This window comes from Pseudomonas sp. 2FG, from assembly GCF_005502935.1.
Lineage (GTDB): Bacteria > Pseudomonadota > Gammaproteobacteria > Pseudomonadales > Pseudomonadaceae > Aquipseudomonas.
This window is the reverse complement of record NZ_SCMP01000006.1, coordinates 50,151-67,211: the sequence shown is the minus strand read 5'-3', so window position 1 is coordinate 67,211 and position 17,061 is coordinate 50,151. Positions and strand designations below refer to the sequence as shown.

The 17,061-nt window shown below is 62.4% G+C and carries 14 protein-coding genes and 1 tRNA gene; 14 read left to right on the top strand and 1 reads right to left on the bottom strand.

The features are described from left to right. Positions 1 to 53 precede the first annotated feature (53 nt). The 12 genes from FFS13_RS08095 (at position 54) to FFS13_RS08040 (ending at position 12,978) form a co-directional block, all read left to right on the top strand. Positions 54 to 1,553, top strand: a complete 1,500-nt coding sequence (locus tag FFS13_RS08095) for an NAD(P)H-hydrate dehydratase (RefSeq protein WP_137818590.1) — start codon at positions 54 to 56, stop codon at positions 1,551 to 1,553. Next, a complete protein-coding gene (gene tsaE / locus FFS13_RS08090) occupies positions 1,541 to 2,011 on the top strand; it encodes a tRNA (adenosine(37)-N6)-threonylcarbamoyltransferase complex ATPase subunit type 1 TsaE (protein WP_137818589.1) in 471 nt (156 codons plus the stop codon). Before FFS13_RS08095 ends, tsaE begins: the two co-directional genes overlap by 13 nt. Positions 2,012 to 2,015: 4 nt before the next feature. Then, complete coding sequence (locus FFS13_RS08085) at positions 2,016 to 3,443, top strand: N-acetylmuramoyl-L-alanine amidase (RefSeq protein WP_171006452.1); 1,428 nt, start codon at positions 2,016 to 2,018, stop codon at positions 3,441 to 3,443. Positions 3,444 to 3,460: 17 nt separating this feature from the next. Further along, positions 3,461 to 5,335, top strand: a complete 1,875-nt coding sequence (gene mutL / locus FFS13_RS08080; RefSeq protein ID WP_137818729.1) for a DNA mismatch repair endonuclease MutL — start codon at positions 3,461 to 3,463, stop codon at positions 5,333 to 5,335. Positions 5,336 to 5,346: 11 nt separating this feature from the next. Continuing rightward, positions 5,347 to 6,321 (top strand): tRNA (adenosine(37)-N6)-dimethylallyltransferase MiaA, encoded by a 975-nt coding sequence (miaA, locus tag FFS13_RS08075; RefSeq protein WP_137818588.1) that lies wholly within the window; start codon positions 5,347 to 5,349, stop codon positions 6,319 to 6,321. Between the two features lie 94 nt (positions 6,322 to 6,415). Next, positions 6,416 to 6,676 carry an RNA chaperone Hfq gene (gene hfq / locus FFS13_RS08070; protein WP_137818587.1) on the top strand — a complete coding sequence of 87 codons (261 nt, stop codon included), beginning with the start codon at positions 6,416 to 6,418 and terminating at the stop codon, positions 6,674 to 6,676. Between the two features lie 12 nt (positions 6,677 to 6,688). Further along, positions 6,689 to 7,990, top strand: a complete 1,302-nt coding sequence (hflX, locus tag FFS13_RS08065) for a ribosome rescue GTPase HflX (RefSeq protein ID WP_137818586.1) — start codon at positions 6,689 to 6,691, stop codon at positions 7,988 to 7,990. A gap of 96 nt (positions 7,991 to 8,086) precedes the next feature. Further along, positions 8,087 to 9,241 (top strand): FtsH protease activity modulator HflK, encoded by a 1,155-nt coding sequence (hflK, locus tag FFS13_RS08060; RefSeq protein ID WP_137818585.1) that lies wholly within the window; start codon positions 8,087 to 8,089, stop codon positions 9,239 to 9,241. Beyond that, the gene (gene hflC / locus FFS13_RS08055; RefSeq protein ID WP_137818584.1) at positions 9,241 to 10,110 is read left to right on the top strand and encodes a protease modulator HflC; all 870 of its coding nucleotides are present in this window, start codon (positions 9,241 to 9,243) and stop codon (positions 10,108 to 10,110) included. The genes hflK and hflC overlap by 1 nt, the downstream gene beginning before the upstream one ends. A gap of 106 nt (positions 10,111 to 10,216) precedes the next feature. Then, a complete protein-coding gene (locus FFS13_RS08050; RefSeq protein ID WP_137818583.1) occupies positions 10,217 to 10,402 on the top strand; it encodes a DUF2065 domain-containing protein in 186 nt (61 codons plus the stop codon). Between the two features lie 42 nt (positions 10,403 to 10,444). After that, positions 10,445 to 11,632 (top strand): ATP phosphoribosyltransferase regulatory subunit, encoded by a 1,188-nt coding sequence (locus FFS13_RS08045; protein ID WP_137818582.1) that lies wholly within the window; start codon positions 10,445 to 10,447, stop codon positions 11,630 to 11,632. A 53-nt stretch (positions 11,633 to 11,685) separates the two neighbouring features. Continuing rightward, positions 11,686 to 12,978 (top strand): adenylosuccinate synthase, encoded by a 1,293-nt coding sequence (locus FFS13_RS08040; protein ID WP_137818581.1) that lies wholly within the window; start codon positions 11,686 to 11,688, stop codon positions 12,976 to 12,978. A gap of 340 nt (positions 12,979 to 13,318) precedes the next feature. Here FFS13_RS08040 and FFS13_RS08035 read toward each other — a convergent pair. After that, positions 13,319 to 13,405 (bottom strand) — tRNA-Leu (locus tag FFS13_RS08035). Positions 13,406 to 13,614: 209 nt separating this feature from the next. Between FFS13_RS08035 and rnr the strand changes: the two genes are divergently transcribed. Beyond that, a complete protein-coding gene (rnr, locus tag FFS13_RS08030; protein ID WP_137818580.1) occupies positions 13,615 to 16,200 on the top strand; it encodes a ribonuclease R in 2,586 nt (861 codons plus the stop codon). Then, the gene (rlmB, locus tag FFS13_RS08025) at positions 16,197 to 16,949 is read left to right on the top strand and encodes a 23S rRNA (guanosine(2251)-2'-O)-methyltransferase RlmB (RefSeq protein WP_137818579.1); all 753 of its coding nucleotides are present in this window, start codon (positions 16,197 to 16,199) and stop codon (positions 16,947 to 16,949) included. The genes rnr and rlmB overlap by 4 nt, the downstream gene beginning before the upstream one ends. Positions 16,950 to 17,061: the final 112 nt, after the last annotated feature.

The following is a 17,061-nucleotide window of genomic DNA, read 5'->3' as shown; positions in this document are numbered from 1 at the left end:
AAACCGGGGCGGAGGTGGGTATAATTCTGCCAGACATCTGAGCCGACCGACGCATGCCGCATTCTCACGACGCTTTTCCGACTGCTTTATATAGCGCCGCCCAGGTGCGCGACCTCGATGCGCGCCTGATCGCCGCCGGTACGCCCGGCTTCGAGCTGATGCAGCGTGCTGCCCATGCGGCCTGGCGTGCGCTGCGCCGACGCTGGCCGGCGGCCGAGGTGGTGACGGTATTGGCCGGGCGCGGCAATAACGCCGGCGATGCTTATCTGCTGGCGGCCTTGGCCATGCGTGCCGGCTGGCGCGTACAGCTGCTGGCGGTTGGCGACCCGGCGCAGCTGGCGGGCGACGCCGGCTTGGCGCGCGATGCGGCGCGCCAAGCCGGGGTGATGATTCAGCCGTGGAGCGAATGCGCCGAGCTGGCCGGCGTGTTGGTCGATGGCTTGCTCGGCACCGGTCTGCGCGGCGCGGTGCGCGAACCGTATGCCCAGGCGATCCGTCTGCTGAATGCCAGTGGTTTGCCGGTGCTGGCGCTGGATCTGCCCTCGGGGCTCTGCGCCGACACCGGCCGCGAGTTGGGGGTGGCGGTGCGCGCTGCGCTGACGGTGAGCTTTGTCGGCTTGAAGATCGGCCTGTTTACCGGCGATGCGCCAGGGCTGGTCGGCGAGCTGGTGTTCGATGATTTGCAGGCGGCCCCGCAGCTCGTGGCGCAGATGCCAGCCCAGGCGCAGCGCTTGGCCCTCGGCAATCTGCCGCGGCTACCGGTGCGTCGGCGTGCTGCGCACAAGGGCCAGTTTGGCCATCTGCTGGTGGTCGGTGGCGATCACGGGCTGGGGGGCGCGGCCCTGCTGGCGGCAGAAAGCGCGTTGCGCAGTGGTGCGGGGCTGGTGTCCCTGGCGACGCGGGCGGAGCATGTGCCCGCCGCGCTGGCGCGGCGGCCGGAGCTGATGAGCCTGGGGGTGGCTTCGGCCAATCAATTGCTGGGCCTGGCCGCGCGCGCGCAGGTGCTGGTGGTGGGCCCCGGTTTGGGCCAGGGCGCCTGGGGGCGCAGTCTGTTATCGGTGGCGGCGAATTGTGCGCGGCCACAGGTCTGGGATGCGGATGGGCTTAACCTGTTGGCGGCGGGAGCGCTGCCGATGCCCGCGGACAGTGTCATCACTCCGCATCCGGGCGAGGCGGCGCGCTTGTTGGGCATTTCGACTGCCGAGGTGCAGGCCGATCGCCCCGCCGCGGCGCGGGCGCTGGCGCAAAAATACGCGGCAGTCACGGTGCTCAAAGGCGCCGGCAGCCTGATCGCCGCGCCGGACGGGCGGCTGGGGCTGTGCGATCGCGGCCATCCGGCCATGGCCGGCGCCGGCCTGGGGGATGTCTTGGCCGGGTTGATTGGCGCCTTGATGGCCCAGGGTTTGCCGGCGTTCGAGGCTGCGAGCCTGGCGGTCTGGCTGCACGCCACGGCCGGTGAGCGTCTCGGGGCGCAGGGCCGCGGGCTGGCCGCCAGCGACCTGATCGCGGTCATTCGTCAGTTACTAGAGGAACAGTCGCCTTGTCTGAACTAACCCTGTATGCAGCGGACGAAGCCAGGATGCTGGTGCTGGGCGCGCGAATCGCCCAGGCGACCGGTGGTCGCGGGATTATTTATCTGCACGGCGATCTGGGGGCCGGTAAAACCACCCTGTCACGCGGGATTATTCGTGGTCTGGGGCATGTCGGCGCGGTCAAGAGTCCGACCTTCACCCTGGTCGAGCCTTACGAGCTCGGCGATCTACGGGCCTTTCACTTCGATCTGTACCGGCTGGCCGATCCAGAGGAGTTGGAGTTTCTCGGCATCCGTGATTACTTCGAGGGCGATGCTCTTTGTCTGATCGAGTGGCCGCAGCGTGGGGCTGGCGTTTTGCCAAAGGCCGACCTGACCATTACCATTACCCCGCAAGAAGACGGCCGTTTGCTGCGCTTGACGCCGCAGAGCGTGCGCGGCGAGGCCTGGTGTGCCGCCTTGGCCATAGGACATGAATAAGAGAGTGGGGTTGGGTATGCGCATGCGCGCGCTGTTTACCGGGGTGGGTGTGCTGCTTATGGCGTTGGCCGTCGACGTTTTTGCCGCCGCGGATATCCGTAGTGTGCGGCTGTGGCGGGCACCGGATAACACTCGGCTGGTGTTTGACCTGTCCGGCCCGGTGCAGCACAGCGTCTTCACCCTGACCGCGCCGAACCGCATTGTCATCGATGTCAACGGCGCGCAGCTGGCAACCAAGCTCGAACAGCTATCTATCGCCAATACCCCGATCACCAGCGTGCGCTCCGCGCAACGCACGCCGACCGACCTGCGCATCGTCATCGACCTCTCGGCACCGGTGACACCGAAAAGCTTCAGCCTGGCGCCCAATCAGCAATACGGCGACCGCCTGGTGATCGACCTGTTCGACCAGGGCGCCGACAGTGCGCCCAATCTGCCTTCGACGACGACCGCCAGCGCGCCGGCGGTTCCTGTCTCGCCGACCCAGGCGGCACCCAAGCTGACGCCATTGCCGAGCGGCAAGCGCGAGATCGTCATCGCCATCGACGCCGGGCACGGCGGCGAAGACCCCGGCGCGCTTGGCCCGAAAGGCGCGCGTGAGAAGGACGTGGTGCTGGCCATCGCCAAGGAACTGCAGCGGCAGATCAATGCCGACAAAGGCTTTCGTGCCGAACTGGTGCGCACCGGCGACTACTTCATCCCGCTGCGCAAGCGCACCGAGATTGCGCGCAAGAAAGGTGCCGATCTGTTCGTCTCCATCCATGCCGACGCCGCGCCGCGTGCCTCGGCGTTCGGCGCCTCGGTGTTCGCCTTGTCCGATCGTGGGGCGACGTCAGAAACCGCGCGCTGGTTGGCCGACAGTGAAAACCGCTCCGACCTGATCGGTGGCGCCGGCAACGTCAGCCTGGATGACAAAGACCGCATGCTGGCTGGCGTGCTGCTCGATCTGTCGATGACCGCCTCGTTGTCCTCCAGCTTGAACGTTGGGCAAAAGGTGCTGAGCAACTTGGGCCGGGTTACCCCGTTGCACAAGCGTCGGGTGGAACAGGCCGGGTTTATGGTGCTGAAGTCGCCGGACATTCCGTCGATCCTGGTGGAAACCGGCTTTATCTCCAACCCTAACGAGGCTCTGAAGCTGGCGGCGGGCGGCCATCAGCAGTCCTTGGCGCGTTCGATTCACAGCGGCATCCGCCAGTTCTTCCAGCAAAATCCGCCACCTGGGACCTACATCGCCTGGTTGCGTGATGAGGGCAAGATTGCCCCGGGGCCGCGCGAGCATGTGGTCAGCTCGGGCGAGAGCCTGGCGCTGATTGCGCAACGCTACCAGGTCGGCCTGCCGGCGTTGCGCAGTGCCAATGGCCTGAAGTCCGACAGCATCAAGGTCGGCCAGAATCTGCAGATCCCGGCGACTGCATTGGCGGCGCAGCCATGAGCAGCCATGAGCCCTCGATGAAAGAGCAGGCGCGTATCCAGCTGCTGAGCCCGCGGCTGGCGAACCAGATTGCCGCCGGTGAAGTGGTCGAACGGCCCGCCTCGGTGATCAAGGAGTTGCTGGAGAACAGTCTGGATTCCGGCGCCAAGCGCATCGAGGTGGATGTCGAACTGGGCGGCAGCAAGTTGCTGCGGGTGCGCGATGACGGTGGCGGCATTGCCGCCGACGATCTGCCGCTGGCGTTGGCGCGCCATGCCACCAGCAAGATTCGTGAGCTGGAAGACCTCGAGCGGGTGATGAGCATGGGCTTTCGGGGCGAGGCGTTGGCCTCGATCAGCTCGGTGGCGCGCCTGACCCTGACCTCGCGTACCGCCGGGGCGGACCAGGCCTGGCAGGTGGAAACCGAAGGGCGTGACATGGCGCCACGGGTGCAGCCGGCGGCGCACCCGGTCGGCACCTCGGTGGAAGTGCGCGATCTGTTCTTCAACACCCCGGCGCGGCGCAAGTTCCTGCGCGCCGAGAAAACCGAATTCGACCACCTGCAGGAAGTCATCAAGCGCCTGGCCCTGGCGCGCTTCGATGTGGCCTTTCATCTGCGGCATAACGGTAAAAACGTGCTGGCGCTGCACGAGGCGCCGGATGAGGCTGGTCGTGCGCGGCGGGTGGCGGCCGTCTGTGGGCCGGCTTTTCTGGAGCAGGCGCTGCCGATCGAGATCGAGCGTAACGGCTTGCGCCTGTGGGGCTGGGTCGGCTTACCGACCTTTTCGCGCAGCCAGGCGGATCTACAGTATTTCTATGTGAATGGCCGCATGGTGCGCGACAAGCTGGTCGCCCACGCGGTGCGCCAGGCTTATCGCGATGTGCTGTTCAATGGTCGCCATCCGACCTTTGTGCTGTTTCTCGAGATCGATCCGGCGGTCGTCGACGTCAACGTGCACCCGACCAAGCATGAAGTGCGCTTCCGCGACGGGCGCATGGTGCATGACTTCCTCTACGGCACCTTGCATCGCGCCCTCGGCGAGGTGCGCCCGGAAGATCAGTTGGCGGCGCCGGCAGCCGTGGCGGGCATGTTGCGGCCGACCGGTCAGGCGGCGGGGGAGTTCGGCCCGCAGAACGAGATGAGCCTGGCGGCCAATGTGCTGGAGCGACCGGTGTCCGAGTCGAGCTGGCGCGCGCCAATTGGCGGCTATTCGGCCCCGCGGCCTGGTCAGAGCCTGCCGGCGGCTGAGGCGCAGGGCGCTTACCGGGAGTTTTTCTCGCCGCTGCCGGGTACACCTGCGGCGGTGTTGCCGGACAGCCAGGGCGATGTGCCGCCGCTCGGTTATGCCCTGGCCCAACTGAAAGGCGTGTATATCCTCGCCGAAAACACCCAGGGTCTGGTGCTGGTCGATATGCACGCGGCCCATGAGCGCATCACTTACGAACGCTTGAAGGTCGCCATGGCCAGCGAAGGTTTGAGTGGTCAGCCCTTGCTGGTGCCCGAATCGATTGCGGTCAGCCAGCGCGAGGCGGATTGCGCCGAAGAGCACGGCGCCTGGTTCCAGCGTTTGGGCTTCGAGTTGCAACGTCTTGGCCCGGAAACCTTGGCGATTCGGCAGATCCCCGCATTGCTCAAGCAGGCGGAGGCCAATCGCCTGGTCCACGATGTGCTGGCCGATCTGCTGGAATATGGCACCAGTGACCGCATTCAGGCGCATCTCAATGAGCTGCTCGGCACTATGGCCTGTCACGGCGCGGTACGTGCCAATCGGCGTTTGACCTTGCCGGAGATGAACGCTCTGCTGCGCGATATGGAGCACACCGAGCGCAGTGGCCAGTGCAACCATGGTCGGCCGACCTGGACGCAGCTGGGCATGGATGATCTCGACAAACTTTTCCTGCGCGGCCGCTAAGAGCACTGTTTATGTCCAGCCGATTGCCTGCGGCGATCTTTCTGATGGGCCCGACCGCGGCCGGCAAAACCGATTTGGCCATCGAGCTAGCCCGGGTATTGCCCTGCGAGCTGATCAGCGTCGATTCGGCGTTGATCTACCGCGGGATGGATATAGGTACGGCCAAGCCGTCGAAAGAACTGCTGGCGGAGTTTCCTCATCGCCTGATTGATATCCGCGACCCGGCTGAGCGCTATTCGGCCGCCGAGTTTCGCGCCGATGCCCTGGCGGCCATGGCCGAGATTACGGCCAGGGGGCGGATTCCGTTGCTGGTCGGCGGCACCATGCTTTATTACAAGGCGTTGCAGGAAGGCTTGGCGGATATGCCGGGGGCCGATCCGCAGGTGCGTGCCGAGCTGGAGGCGCGCGCTGCGGTCGAGGGTTGGGAGGCGCTGCATCGCGAGCTGGCGGCGGTCGACCCGGAGTCGGCGGCACGTATCCATCCGAATGATCCGCAGCGACTGACCCGCGCGCTGGAAGTCTTTCGTGTCAGCGGCTTGACGATGACCGCACATCGTCAGCGTCAGGCTGGGCAAAACTCCGGTTTAGACGCATCAGGCCACGAGCAATTGCCTTATACTGTCGCGCGCTTGGCGATAGCGCCAGCGCAGCGTCAGGTGCTGCATGCGCGTATCGCCGAAAGATTTCAGCTGATGTTGGAACAGGGCTTTATCGAAGAGGTCGAAGCCCTGCGCAAGCGCGGCGACTTGCATGCGGGATTGCCGTCTATTCGTGCGGTGGGCTATCGCCAGGTCTGGGATTATCTGGATGGCAACCTAGATCGGGCGGAGATGGTCGAGCGTGGCATCATCGCCACGCGGCAATTGGCCAAGCGGCAGTTCACCTGGCTGCGTAGCTGGTCTGATCTACATTGGTTGGATAGCCTGGCTTGCGACAATCTGCCGCGCGCCTTGAAATACTTGGCATCGGTCTCCATATTGAACTGAGACCTTGCTTGTAGCCGTCTATCCTTGGGGGGAGACGGCATAAGTCATGTACTTTTTATTACTACAACTATTGACCCACAAAGGAGTGCGGCACATGTCAAAAGGGCATTCGCTACAAGACCCTTACCTCAATACCCTGCGTAAGGAACGCGTACCGGTTTCGATCTATCTGGTTAACGGCATCAAGCTACAAGGCCAGATCGAGTCCTTCGACCAGTTTGTGATTTTGCTGAAGAACACTGTCAGCCAGATGGTCTACAAGCACGCCATTTCCACTGTAGTGCCGAGCCGTCCGGTTCGTCTGCCTAGCGCGACTGAAGGCGAGCAAGCCGAAGCCGAGCCAGGTAACGCCTGATAGGAGGCTGCCTTGTTCTTCGAGCGTCATGAAGGGGGTGAGCGGGCGATCCTGGTTCATCTGGACGGCCAGGATCCCGAGGCGCGCGAAGATCCACAGGAGTTTCAGGAACTAGCGCTTTCAGCGGGTGCGGACACGGTGGCGTTTATTAGCGTACCGCGTCATCGGCCGACCGCTAAATACCTGATCGGCAGTGGCAAGGTCGATGAGTTACGCGGCCTGATCAAGGTTGAGCAGGTCGATCTGGTGATTTTCAATCACACCCTCACGCCCAGTCAGGAACGCAACCTCGAACGCGTGTTCGAGTGTCGCGTGCTTGATCGCACCGGGCTGATTCTCGATATTTTTGCTCAGCGCGCACGTACCCATGAGGGCAAGCTGCAAGTTGAGTTAGCCCAGTTGGATCACATGAGTACCCGGCTGGTGCGCGGCTGGACTCACTTGGAGCGGCAGAAAGGCGGTATTGGTCTGCGCGGCCCAGGTGAAACTCAGCTGGAAACCGACCGCCGTTTGCTGCGTGTGCGCATCCGTCAGATCAAGCAAAAGCTCGAGCGGGTTCGCAGCCAGCGTGAGCAGGCGCGGCGCGGGCGTAAGCGTGCGGATATTCCTTCGGTTTCTCTGGTGGGCTACACCAACGCCGGCAAGTCCACGCTGTTCAATGCGCTGACCGCGTCCGAGGTTTACGTCGCCGACCAGCTCTTCGCGACGCTTGATCCCACTCTGCGTCGTCTGGAGCTAGATGATCTGGGGCCGGTGGTGTTGGCCGATACCGTGGGCTTTATCCGTCATCTGCCGCACAAGCTGGTCGAGGCCTTTCGCGCTACCCTGGAAGAGTCGAGCAACTCCGAGCTGCTGTTGCATGTGATCGACGCCCATGAGCCGGAGCGCATGCAGCAGATCGAGCAGGTCATGGCGGTGCTCTCCGAGATCGGCGCCGAAGCTCTGCCGATTCTCGAGGTCTACAACAAGCTGGATCTGCTCGAAGGCGTAGAGCCGCAGATTCAGCGTGATGCCGAAGGTAAACCGCAGCGAGTCTGGCTGTCGGCCCGTGATGGGCGGGGGCTGGATTTGTTGCGTCAGGCGATTGCCGAATTGCTGGGTGAGGATTTGTTTGTCGGCACCCTGTGTTTGCCGCAGCGTCTTGGTAGGCTGCGGGCACAATTTTTTGCTTTGGGTGTTGTGCAAAGCGAAGGGCATGACGAGGAGGGCGGTAGCCTGCTGGCGATTCGCGTGCCGCGGGTTGAGCTACATCGGTTAATCAGTCGCGAAGGCTGGCAACCGTCAGAGTTTCTCGAGCAACACACTTTGCAATAAAGCCTGCGACTGCGGCTTTGCTGCTAGTGACCGGCATCTGTAGCATTGGCGGGCGTGCCGTGGGTGCGTCTTTGCTTTATCAGTATGGAGAGCGCTATGGCTTGGAATGAGCCGGGTGGCAACTCGAACAATCAGGATCCCTGGGGTGGGCGCAAAGGCGGCGACCGCAAGGGGCCGCCTGATCTCGACGAAGCCTTCCGCAAGTTGCAGGAAAGCCTGAATGGGCTGTTCGGCAGCGGTAAGAAACGTGGCGGCGGGGACGGCTTGGGCAGTGGTGGTGGCTTCGGCTTGCTCGCCATCGGTCTGGGGTTGCTGGCTGCTGTTTGGCTGTATAGCGCCGTTTATGTCGTGGATGAGCAGGAGCAGGCCGTTGTGCTGCGCTTCGGCAAGTACTACGAAACGGTCGGCCCGGGCCTGAATTTCTATTTCCCGCCGATCGATCGTAAGTATCAGGAGAACGTCACCCGCGAGCGTGCTTACAGCAAGCAGGGGCAGATGCTCACCGAAGATGAAAACATCATCGAAGTCCCGCTCACTGTGCAGTACAAGATCAGCAACTTGCAGGACTTCGTGCTTAACGTTGACCAGCCGGAAGTTAGCCTGCAGCAGGCTACGGACAGCTCCGTGCGCCACGTGGTGGGTTCCACGGCGATGGATCAGGTGCTGACCGAAGGTCGTGAGCTGATGGCCAGCGAGGTCAAAGAGCGCCTGCAGCGTTTCATGGATACCTATAAAACCGGTATCACCGTGACCCAGGTGAACTTGCAGAGCGCCGCGGCGCCGCGTGAAGTGCAGGAAGCCTTCGATGACGTGATTCGTGCCCGTGAAGACGAACAGCGCGAGCGCAATCTGGCGGAAACCTACGCCAATGGCGTGGTGCCCGAGGCCCGCGGTCAGGCTCAGCGCTTGATCGAAGACGCCAGCGGTTACCGCGATGAAGTGGTGTCCCGCGCCACCGGTGAGGCCGATCGCTTCAGCAAATTGGTCGCCGAGTACCGCAAGGCGCCGGAGGTGACGCGTGAGCGTCTGTATCTGGACACCATGCAAGAGTTGATGAGCAACACCAGCAAAGTGTTAGTGACTGGCGAGCAGGGGCAGAACAATCTGCTCTATCTACCGCTGGATAAGATGATCGACAGCCGTGGCACTGCCGCTCCGGGTGTTCCTGCGAGCGCCGCCAGTGGTGATCTGGGATCACGCGTGAGTGCTGAGTTGCAGCAGCGTGATCTGCGTTCGAGGGAGACTCGCTGATGAGCAATAAATCGCTGATCGCCCTGATTGTCGGCGTGGTAGTCGCGCTGGTCGCTTGGAATTGCTTCTATATCGTCGCTCAGACCGAGCGCGCGGTGCTGTTGCAGTTTGGTCGTATCGTCCAGGCGGACGTGCAGCCTGGCCTGCATGCGAAGGTTCCGTACGTCAACCAGGTGCGCAAGTTCGATGCCCGGCTGATGACGCTCGATTCCTCCACTTCGCGCTTCCTGACCCTGGAGAAGAAGGCGTTGATGGTCGATGCCTTCGCCAAATGGCGAGTGCTGGACGCCGAGCGTTTCTATACCGCGACTTCTGGTCTTAAGCAGATTGCGGATGAGCGGCTGTCGCGCCGCCTTGAAGCCTCGCTGCGTGACCAGTTTGGTAAGCGCACCCTGCACGAGTCGGTGTCGGGTGAGCGTGATGCGTTGATGGCTGACGTGACCGCGACCCTTAACAAAGCGGCGCAGCGCGAGCTGGGTATCGAAGTGGTGGATGTGCGGGTTAAGGCCATCGACCTGCCGAAAGAAGTTAACCGCAGCGTATTCGATCGCATGGGCTCTGAGCGTGAGCGTGAAGCCCGTGAGCATCGCGCCAAGGGTAAGGAGTTGGCTGAGGGTATTCGTGCTGACGCCGATCGGCAGAAGCGCGTGATCCTGGCTGAAGCCTACCGTGAGGCGGAAGAGACGCGCGGTGACGGTGACGCTAAGGCGGCAGCCATCTACGCCAAGGCTTACGGTCTGGATCAGGAGTTCTATGCGTTTTATCGCAGCCTGCGCGCCTACCGTGAAAGCTTTGCGGATAAGCGTGATGTACTGGTGCTGGACCCGAGTAGCGACTTCTTCCGCTACCTGGAAAAGTCCAAACCGTAATCAGTGCTCCGGCGGGCGCCAGTCGTCCGCCGGGGTGACCGATTAAGGAAACGTGTTATCATAGGCCAGCCGGGAAAATCCCGGCTTTTTTGCGTCTGTGGGAATCATGTGGCAGGAACTCGGCATAGCGTTTTGTCTGTTGCTGGTGCTGGAAGGCATCCTGCCCTTCCTTTATCCACGAGGTTGGCGCGAGACGTTCACGCAGTTGTTGCAGCTGCCTGATCGCCACCTGCGCCTAATCGGGCTAGCCAGCATGCTGCTGGGAACGGCCCTCCTATATTGGCTTCACTAGAGCCTAACGGCTCGCCGCCCGGATCAAGAGGGGAATGGCGAAATGGCAACGGTAGACCGCTGGCTGCTGCCAGATGGCATCGAAGAAGTACTGCCGCCGGAAGCGGCGCGCATTGAAGCGGCGCGCCGCCAGGTCCTGGATCTATTCCAGCGCTGGGGCTATGAGTTCGTCGTTACGCCGCATATCGAATACCTCGAATCGCTGCTCACTGGCGCCGGTCAGGATCTGGATCTGCGCACCTTCAAGGTGATCGATCCGCAGACCGGTCGGCAGATGGGCTTTCGTGCCGATATCACGCCGCAGGTTGCGCGTATCGATGCGCATACCTTGCGGCGCGAGGGGCCAAGTCGCCTCTGCTATGCGGGTAGCGTGCTGCATGCTCAGCCGCGGGCCCTGACCACTTCGCGCAGCCCGATTCAGTTGGGCGCCGAGCTGTATGGGGATGCCAGTCCGGCCAGTGATGTCGAGGTCATCAGCCTGCTGTTGGAAATGCTCGAGCAGGCTGCCGTGCCGGATGTGCATATGGATCTGGGGCATGTCGGTATCTACCGCGGCCTGGCGCGTGCTGCCGGTCTTTCTGGCGAGGTCGAGCAGCAGCTGTTCGATGCGCTGCAGCGCAAGGCTGTCGATGAGGTGGCGACGCTGACCGAGACGTTACCGCCCGAGCTGAGAAAGATGTTGCGTGCGCTGGCAGAGCTTTGCGGTGAGCGCGATGTGCTGGATCTGGCTCAGGCCTGTCTGGTCGAGGCGCCGGATGAGGTGCATGCCGCGCTGGATGATCTGATCGCCATCGCCGATACGCTGAGCCGCCGTTACCCGGAAGTGCCGCTGTATTTCGATCTCGGCGAGCTGCGTGGCTATCACTACCACACCGGTGTGGTGTTCGCGGCATTCGTGCCGGGGGTCGGCCAGTCGATCGCTCAGGGTGGCCGTTACGATGATATCGGTGCGGATTTCGGCCGGGCGCGCCCGGCGACAGGCTTTTCCACCGACCTGAAAACCCTGGTGAGCCTGGGGCAAATGGAGCTGGATGAGCCGGCCGCGGGTATTTGGGCGCCGGACAACCATGATCTCTATCTATGGAAGGCCGTTCAGCGGCTGCGTAGCGAGAATTCCCGTGTGGTTCAAGCGCTGCCTGGTCAGGATGTGGCTGCTGCGCGCGAGGCGGGCTGTGATCGTCAGTTGGTGCTGAATGATGGGCGCTGGCAGGTCGTGCCGCTGGCATCTTAAGTTTTTCCGCCGGCCGCGGCCGGCATCAAGCTTCCGCGAAGAGGACAAGTGTTATGGGTAAGAATGTCGTAGTCCTGGGCACCCAATGGGGTGATGAGGGCAAAGGCAAGATCGTCGATCTGCTGACCGAGCATGCCGCTGCCGTGGTGCGTTATCAGGGTGGTCACAACGCAGGCCACACCCTGGTGATCGACGGCGAGAAGACCGTGTTGCACCTGATTCCGTCGGGCGTTTTGCGCGAGGGCGTGCAGTGCCTGATCGGCAACGGCGTGGTAGTCGCGCCGGATGCGCTGATGCGCGAGATCATCAAGCTGGAAGAAAAAGGTGTGCCGGTGCGTGAGCGCCTGCGTATCAGCCCTTCTTGCCCGCTGATTCTGTCCTACCACGTGGCGCTGGATCAGGCGCGCGAGAAGGCCCGTGGCGAAGCCAAGATAGGTACCACCGGTCGTGGTATCGGCCCGGCTTACGAGGACAAGGTGGCTCGTCGCGGTCTGCGTATCGGTGATCTGTTCCACCGTGAGCGTTTCGCTGCCAAGCTCGGTGAGTTGCTCGATTACCACAACTTCGTGCTGGTCAATTATTACAAAGAGCCGGCCATCGACTTCCAGAAGACTCTGGACGAGTGCATGGAATACGCCGAGCTGCTGAAGCCGATGATGGCCGACGTGACGGCTGTTCTTCACGACCTGCGCCGTGACGGCAAGGACATCATGTTCGAAGGTGCCCAGGGTTCGTTGCTGGATATTGACCACGGTACTTACCCCTACGTCACCAGCTCCAACACCACCGCTGGCGGCATCGCCACCGGTTCTGGCTTTGGCCCGATGTACCTGGATTACATTCTCGGCATCACCAAGGCTTACACCACGCGTGTTGGTTCTGGTCCGTTCCCGACCGAGCTGTTCGACGAGGTGGGCGCTTTCCTGGCCAAGCGTGGTCATGAGTTCGGCGCGACCACGGGTCGTGCACGCCGCTGCGGCTGGTTCGATGCGGTCATCCTGCGTCGCGCGATCGAAATCAACAGCATTTCCGGCCTGTGCCTGACCAAGCTCGATGTGCTCGATGGTCTGGAGACTATCCGCATCTGTGTCGGCTATAAGAATGAGCGCGGTGCGGTGATCGATGCGCCGACCGATGCTGATAGCTACATCGGCCTGCAGCCGGTGTACGAGGAAGTGCCGGGCTGGAGCGAGTCGACGCTGGGGGCGAAGAGCTTGGATGAGCTGCCGGCGAATGCGCGGGCCTATATCAAGCGTGTGGAGGAGTTGGTCGGTGCGCCGATCGATATCATCTCCACCGGCCCGGATCGCAACGAGACTATCGTGCTGCGTCATCCGTTCGCCTGAGTGCCGTAATCTGACAAAGGGTCGCCATGTGCGGCCCTTTGTCGTTTTAGGGGGGGAGCTGTCGCGCAGGCTGGCGAAGCTTTGCAGACGCTGCGCGATAGTGCGCGCCTGCGGCCGACGGTCGATGACGTGCCTGCTGCGAGCGGGGCGGCTCATCAGGCGCGAAGCGCAGTGCGGGAGAGCGAAAGGCCGAGCAGGTGCTCGGCTTTTTATTGGCTGATATTGTCGCAGGGCGTTTCGACGGAAGTGCGCAAGCGGTGTATCGATTCGCGGGCACAAAAAAACCGGCGCTAGGCCGGTTTCTCTGTTTCCAAGGATTGGTAGATCCTTGGTCTGTAATTGGTGCCCAGGAGAAGACTCGAACTTCCACGATGTTGCCATCGCTAGGACCTGAACCTAGTGCGTCTACCAATTCCGCCACCTGGGCGTTGATTTCGTTGATTGCTCATCTACTTTCAACTACAACAACGTTTGCCGTCGTTGTGGGCGCGAAATATACGGACCAGCTGAAAGGTTGTAAACCCCTGATGTGAAAAAAAACTTTATTCATGCCATCGGGCAGACCAAGATAGCGTTTTCGCGCTTCAATAGGCGCATGGCAAAAATACTTTATATAGATAAGGCGAACTCTCTCTAATGGCCGATTGGCAATCCCTCGATCCCGAGGCCGCCCGTGAAGCGGAAAAATACGAAAACCCCATCCCCAGTCGCGAGCTGATTCTGCAGCACCTCGCCGATCGTGGCTCGCCGGCGAACCGCGAGCAGTTGGTGGAAGAATTTGGCCTCTCCACTGAAGAGCAGTTGGAAGCCCTGCGTCGTCGGCTGCGTGCGATGGAGCGCGATGGCCAGTTGATTTACACCCGTCGCGGCACCTATGCGCCGGTGGACAAGCTCGATCTGATCCTCGGTCGCATCAGCGGCCATCGCGATGGCTTCGGCTTCCTCATCCCCGACGATGGCAGCGATGACCTGTTCCTGAGTCCAGGGCAGATGCGCCTGGTATTCGACGGTGACCGTGCCTTGGCGCGGGTTTCCGGCCTCGATCGGCGTGGCCGCCGCGAGGGGGCGATTGTCGAAGTGATTGCCCGGGCCCATGAAAGCATCGTCGGTCGCTACTACGAAGAAAGCGGCATCGGCTTCGTGGTTGCCGACAATCCGAAGATCCAGCAGGAAGTGCTGGTCACGCCGGGGCGTAATGCCAACGCCAAACAGGGTCAGTTCGTTGAGGTGAAAATCACCCACTGGCCGACCCCGCGCTTCCAGCCCCAGGGTGATGTGGTCGAAGTGGTGGGTAACTACATGGCGCCGGGGATGGAGATTGACGTCGCGCTGCGTAGCTACGATATCCCCCATGTGTGGCCGGAGGCCGTGCTCAAGGAAGCCGCCAAGCTCAAGCCGGAGGTCGAAGAGAAAGACAAGGAGAAGCGTGTCGATCTGCGGCATCTGCCGTTTGTCACCATCGACGGTGAAGATGCGCGCGACTTCGATGACGCGGTGTTCTGCGAGAAGAGCGGCAGCAACTGGCGGCTGTTCTCCGGTGGCTGGCGCTTATATGTAGCCATCGCCGACGTTTCCCACTACGTCAAAATCGGCTCGGCCTTGGATGACGAGGCCCAGGTACGCGGTAACTCGGTGTATTTCCCCGAGCGCGTGGTACCGATGTTGCCGGAGCAGCTGTCAAATGGCTTGTGCTCGCTGAACCCGCAGGTCGATCGTCTGGCCATGGTCTGCGAGATGACCATCTCGAAAACCGGCAAGATGACCGACTACCAGTTCTACGAGGCGGTGATCCATTCCCATGCGCGCCTGACCTACAACAAGGTCAGCGCGATCCTGGAACAGCCGAAAAGCACTGAAGCCAAGCAACTGCGTAGCGAGTACGCGGATGTAGTGCCGCACCTCAAACAGCTCTATTCGCTCTATCAGGTGTTGTTGGCGGCGCGCCACGAGCGTGGTGCCATCGATTTCGAAACCCAGGAAACCCGCATCATCTTCGGCTCGGGCCGCAAGATCGCGGAAATCCGCCCGACCACGCGTAACGATGCGCACAAGCTGATCGAGGAGTGCATGCTGGCCGCCAACGTGGCCACCGCAGAGTTCCTTAAGAAGCACGAAATCCCAGCGCTCTATCGCGTGCATGACGGCCCGCCGCCAGAGCGTCTGGAGAAGTTGAAGGCCTTTCTGACCGAGCTCGGCCTGTCCTTGCACCGCGGCAAGGCCAAAGAAGGCCCGTCGCCCAAGGACTACCAGGCCTTGCTCGAGAGCATTCGCGAGCGTGCGGACTATCACCTGATTCAGACGGTGATGCTGCGTTCGCTGAGTCAGGCGGTGTACAGCGCCGACAACCAGGGCCACTTTGGCTTGAATTACGAGGCCTATACCCACTTCACCTCGCCGATCCGCCGCTATCCGGATTTGTTGACCCACCGTGCGATTCGCAGCGTGATTCGCTCCAAGGCTGATACGCCGCACGTCAAACGTGCGGGCGCGATGACGATTCCGAAGGCGCGGATCTACCCCTACGACGAGCCGGCGCTGGAGCAACTGGGCGAGCAGTGCTCGTTGTCCGAGCGGCGCGCGGATGAGGCCACGCGTGATGTGGTGAACTGGCTCAAATGCGAGTTCATGAAAGATCGGGTCGGCGAGACCTTCCCGGGCGTGATCACCGCGGTGACCGGTTTTGGTCTGTTCGTTGAGTTGAAAGACATCTACGTCGAGGGGCTGGTGCATGTCACGGCGTTGCCGGGCGACTACTACCACTTCGACCCGGTCCATCATCGCCTGGCTGGCGAGCGCACCGGTCGCAGCTTCCGTCTGGGCGACAGCGTCGACGTGCGGGTGATGCGCGTCGATTTGGACGAGCGCAAGATCGACTTCGAGCTGGCGCAAAGCGTGATGGATGCGCCGATCGGTCGTAAGGGCCGTGGCGCTGCGCCTGCCGCTAAAGGCGGTCGCGAGCGGGCGGAGAAGACCGCCTCGGCCCAGGGCGATGCGCTCCTGGCCAATACCGATGTGAGAAAAAGCCGTGAGGTGAAGCAGGCGCTGCTGGCCGAGGCCAAGGGCGGCGGTCGCTCAGGCAAGGCTAAGGCGGGTGCTGCCGCGCCAGCCAAAAACGGAGCCAAGCCGGGCAAGCCAAGCAGTCATCGTAAAGGGCCGGCCAAGTCCGGCTCTGCGCCCGCCGGGAAGAGCGGCGGGGCGCGTAAACCTAAGGCCAAGTCATGAGTCAGTTGGAAAAAATCTACGGCGTGCATGCCGTAGAGGCGCTGCTGCGCCATCACCCCAAGCGGGTCAAGCAGATCTGGCTGGCGGAGGGTCGCAATGATCCGCGCGTACAGGTGCTGATCGAGCTGGCGGCGCAATCGCGTGTGTCGGTAGGCCAGGCCGAGCGCCGTGAGCTGGATGCCTGGGTCGAGGGTGTGCATCAGGGCGTGGTGGCGGAGGTCAGCCCCAGCCAGGTGTGGGGCGAGGCGATGCTCGAGGAGCTGCTGGATCGCGCCGAAGGCCCGCCGTTGTTGCTGGTGCTGGACGGCGTGACCGACCCGCACAACCTCGGTGCCTGCTTGCGTACGGCCGATGCGGCGGGGGCGTTGGCGGTTATAGTGCCGAAAGACAAGTCGGCCACCCTCAATCCCACGGTGCGCAAGGTGGCTTGTGGTGCGGCGGAGGTGATCCCGCTGGTGGCCGTGACCAATCTGGCGCGCAGCCTGGAAAAACTCCAACAGCGCGGTCTGTGGGTGGTCGGTACGGCGGGCGAGGCGGAGCAGGAGCTCTATCAGCAGGATATGACCGGCCCGACCGTCTTGATCATGGGTGCCGAAGGCAAGGGCATGCGCCGGCTGACTCGCGATCATTGCGATTACCTGGTGCGTCTGCCGATGGCCGGTAGCGTCAGCAGCCTCAACGTGTCTGTCGCCACGGGCGTCTGCCTGTTCGAGGCCATGCGTCAGCGTCGCGCCAAGGCACCGAAGTAAGTCTGTTCGAGGCTAGGTCAGGGCGGCTCCAAAGCCCTGGTCTAGCCTGAGCCTGCTGTTCAAATAATCACCAATTGCCTTGCGCGGCCCAGGGCCCTTCTCTAGAATGGCG

Excerpts from the sequence above, each read along its gene's own strand:
- FFS13_RS08095 (WP_137818590.1), top strand. The coding sequence starts at position 54 with ATGCCGCATTCTCACGACGCTTTTCCGACTGCTTTATATAGCGCCGCC.
- rnr (WP_137818580.1), top strand. The coding sequence starts at position 13,615 with ATGGCCGATTGGCAATCCCTCGATCCCGAGGCCGCCCGTGAAGCGGAA.
- FFS13_RS08050 (WP_137818583.1), top strand. The coding sequence starts at position 10,217 with ATGTGGCAGGAACTCGGCATAGCGTTTTGTCTGTTGCTGGTGCTGGAA.
- mutL (WP_137818729.1), top strand. The coding sequence starts at position 3,461 with ATGAAAGAGCAGGCGCGTATCCAGCTGCTGAGCCCGCGGCTGGCGAAC.
- hflC (WP_137818584.1), top strand. The coding sequence starts at position 9,241 with ATGAGCAATAAATCGCTGATCGCCCTGATTGTCGGCGTGGTAGTCGCG.
- hfq (WP_137818587.1), top strand. The coding sequence starts at position 6,416 with ATGTCAAAAGGGCATTCGCTACAAGACCCTTACCTCAATACCCTGCGT.
- FFS13_RS08040 (WP_137818581.1), top strand. The coding sequence starts at position 11,686 with ATGGGTAAGAATGTCGTAGTCCTGGGCACCCAATGGGGTGATGAGGGC.
- hflK (WP_137818585.1), top strand. The coding sequence starts at position 8,087 with ATGGCTTGGAATGAGCCGGGTGGCAACTCGAACAATCAGGATCCCTGG.
- miaA (WP_137818588.1), top strand. The coding sequence starts at position 5,347 with ATGTCCAGCCGATTGCCTGCGGCGATCTTTCTGATGGGCCCGACCGCG.
- FFS13_RS08045 (WP_137818582.1), top strand. The coding sequence starts at position 10,445 with ATGGCAACGGTAGACCGCTGGCTGCTGCCAGATGGCATCGAAGAAGTA.
- rlmB (WP_137818579.1), top strand. The coding sequence starts at position 16,197 with ATGAGTCAGTTGGAAAAAATCTACGGCGTGCATGCCGTAGAGGCGCTG.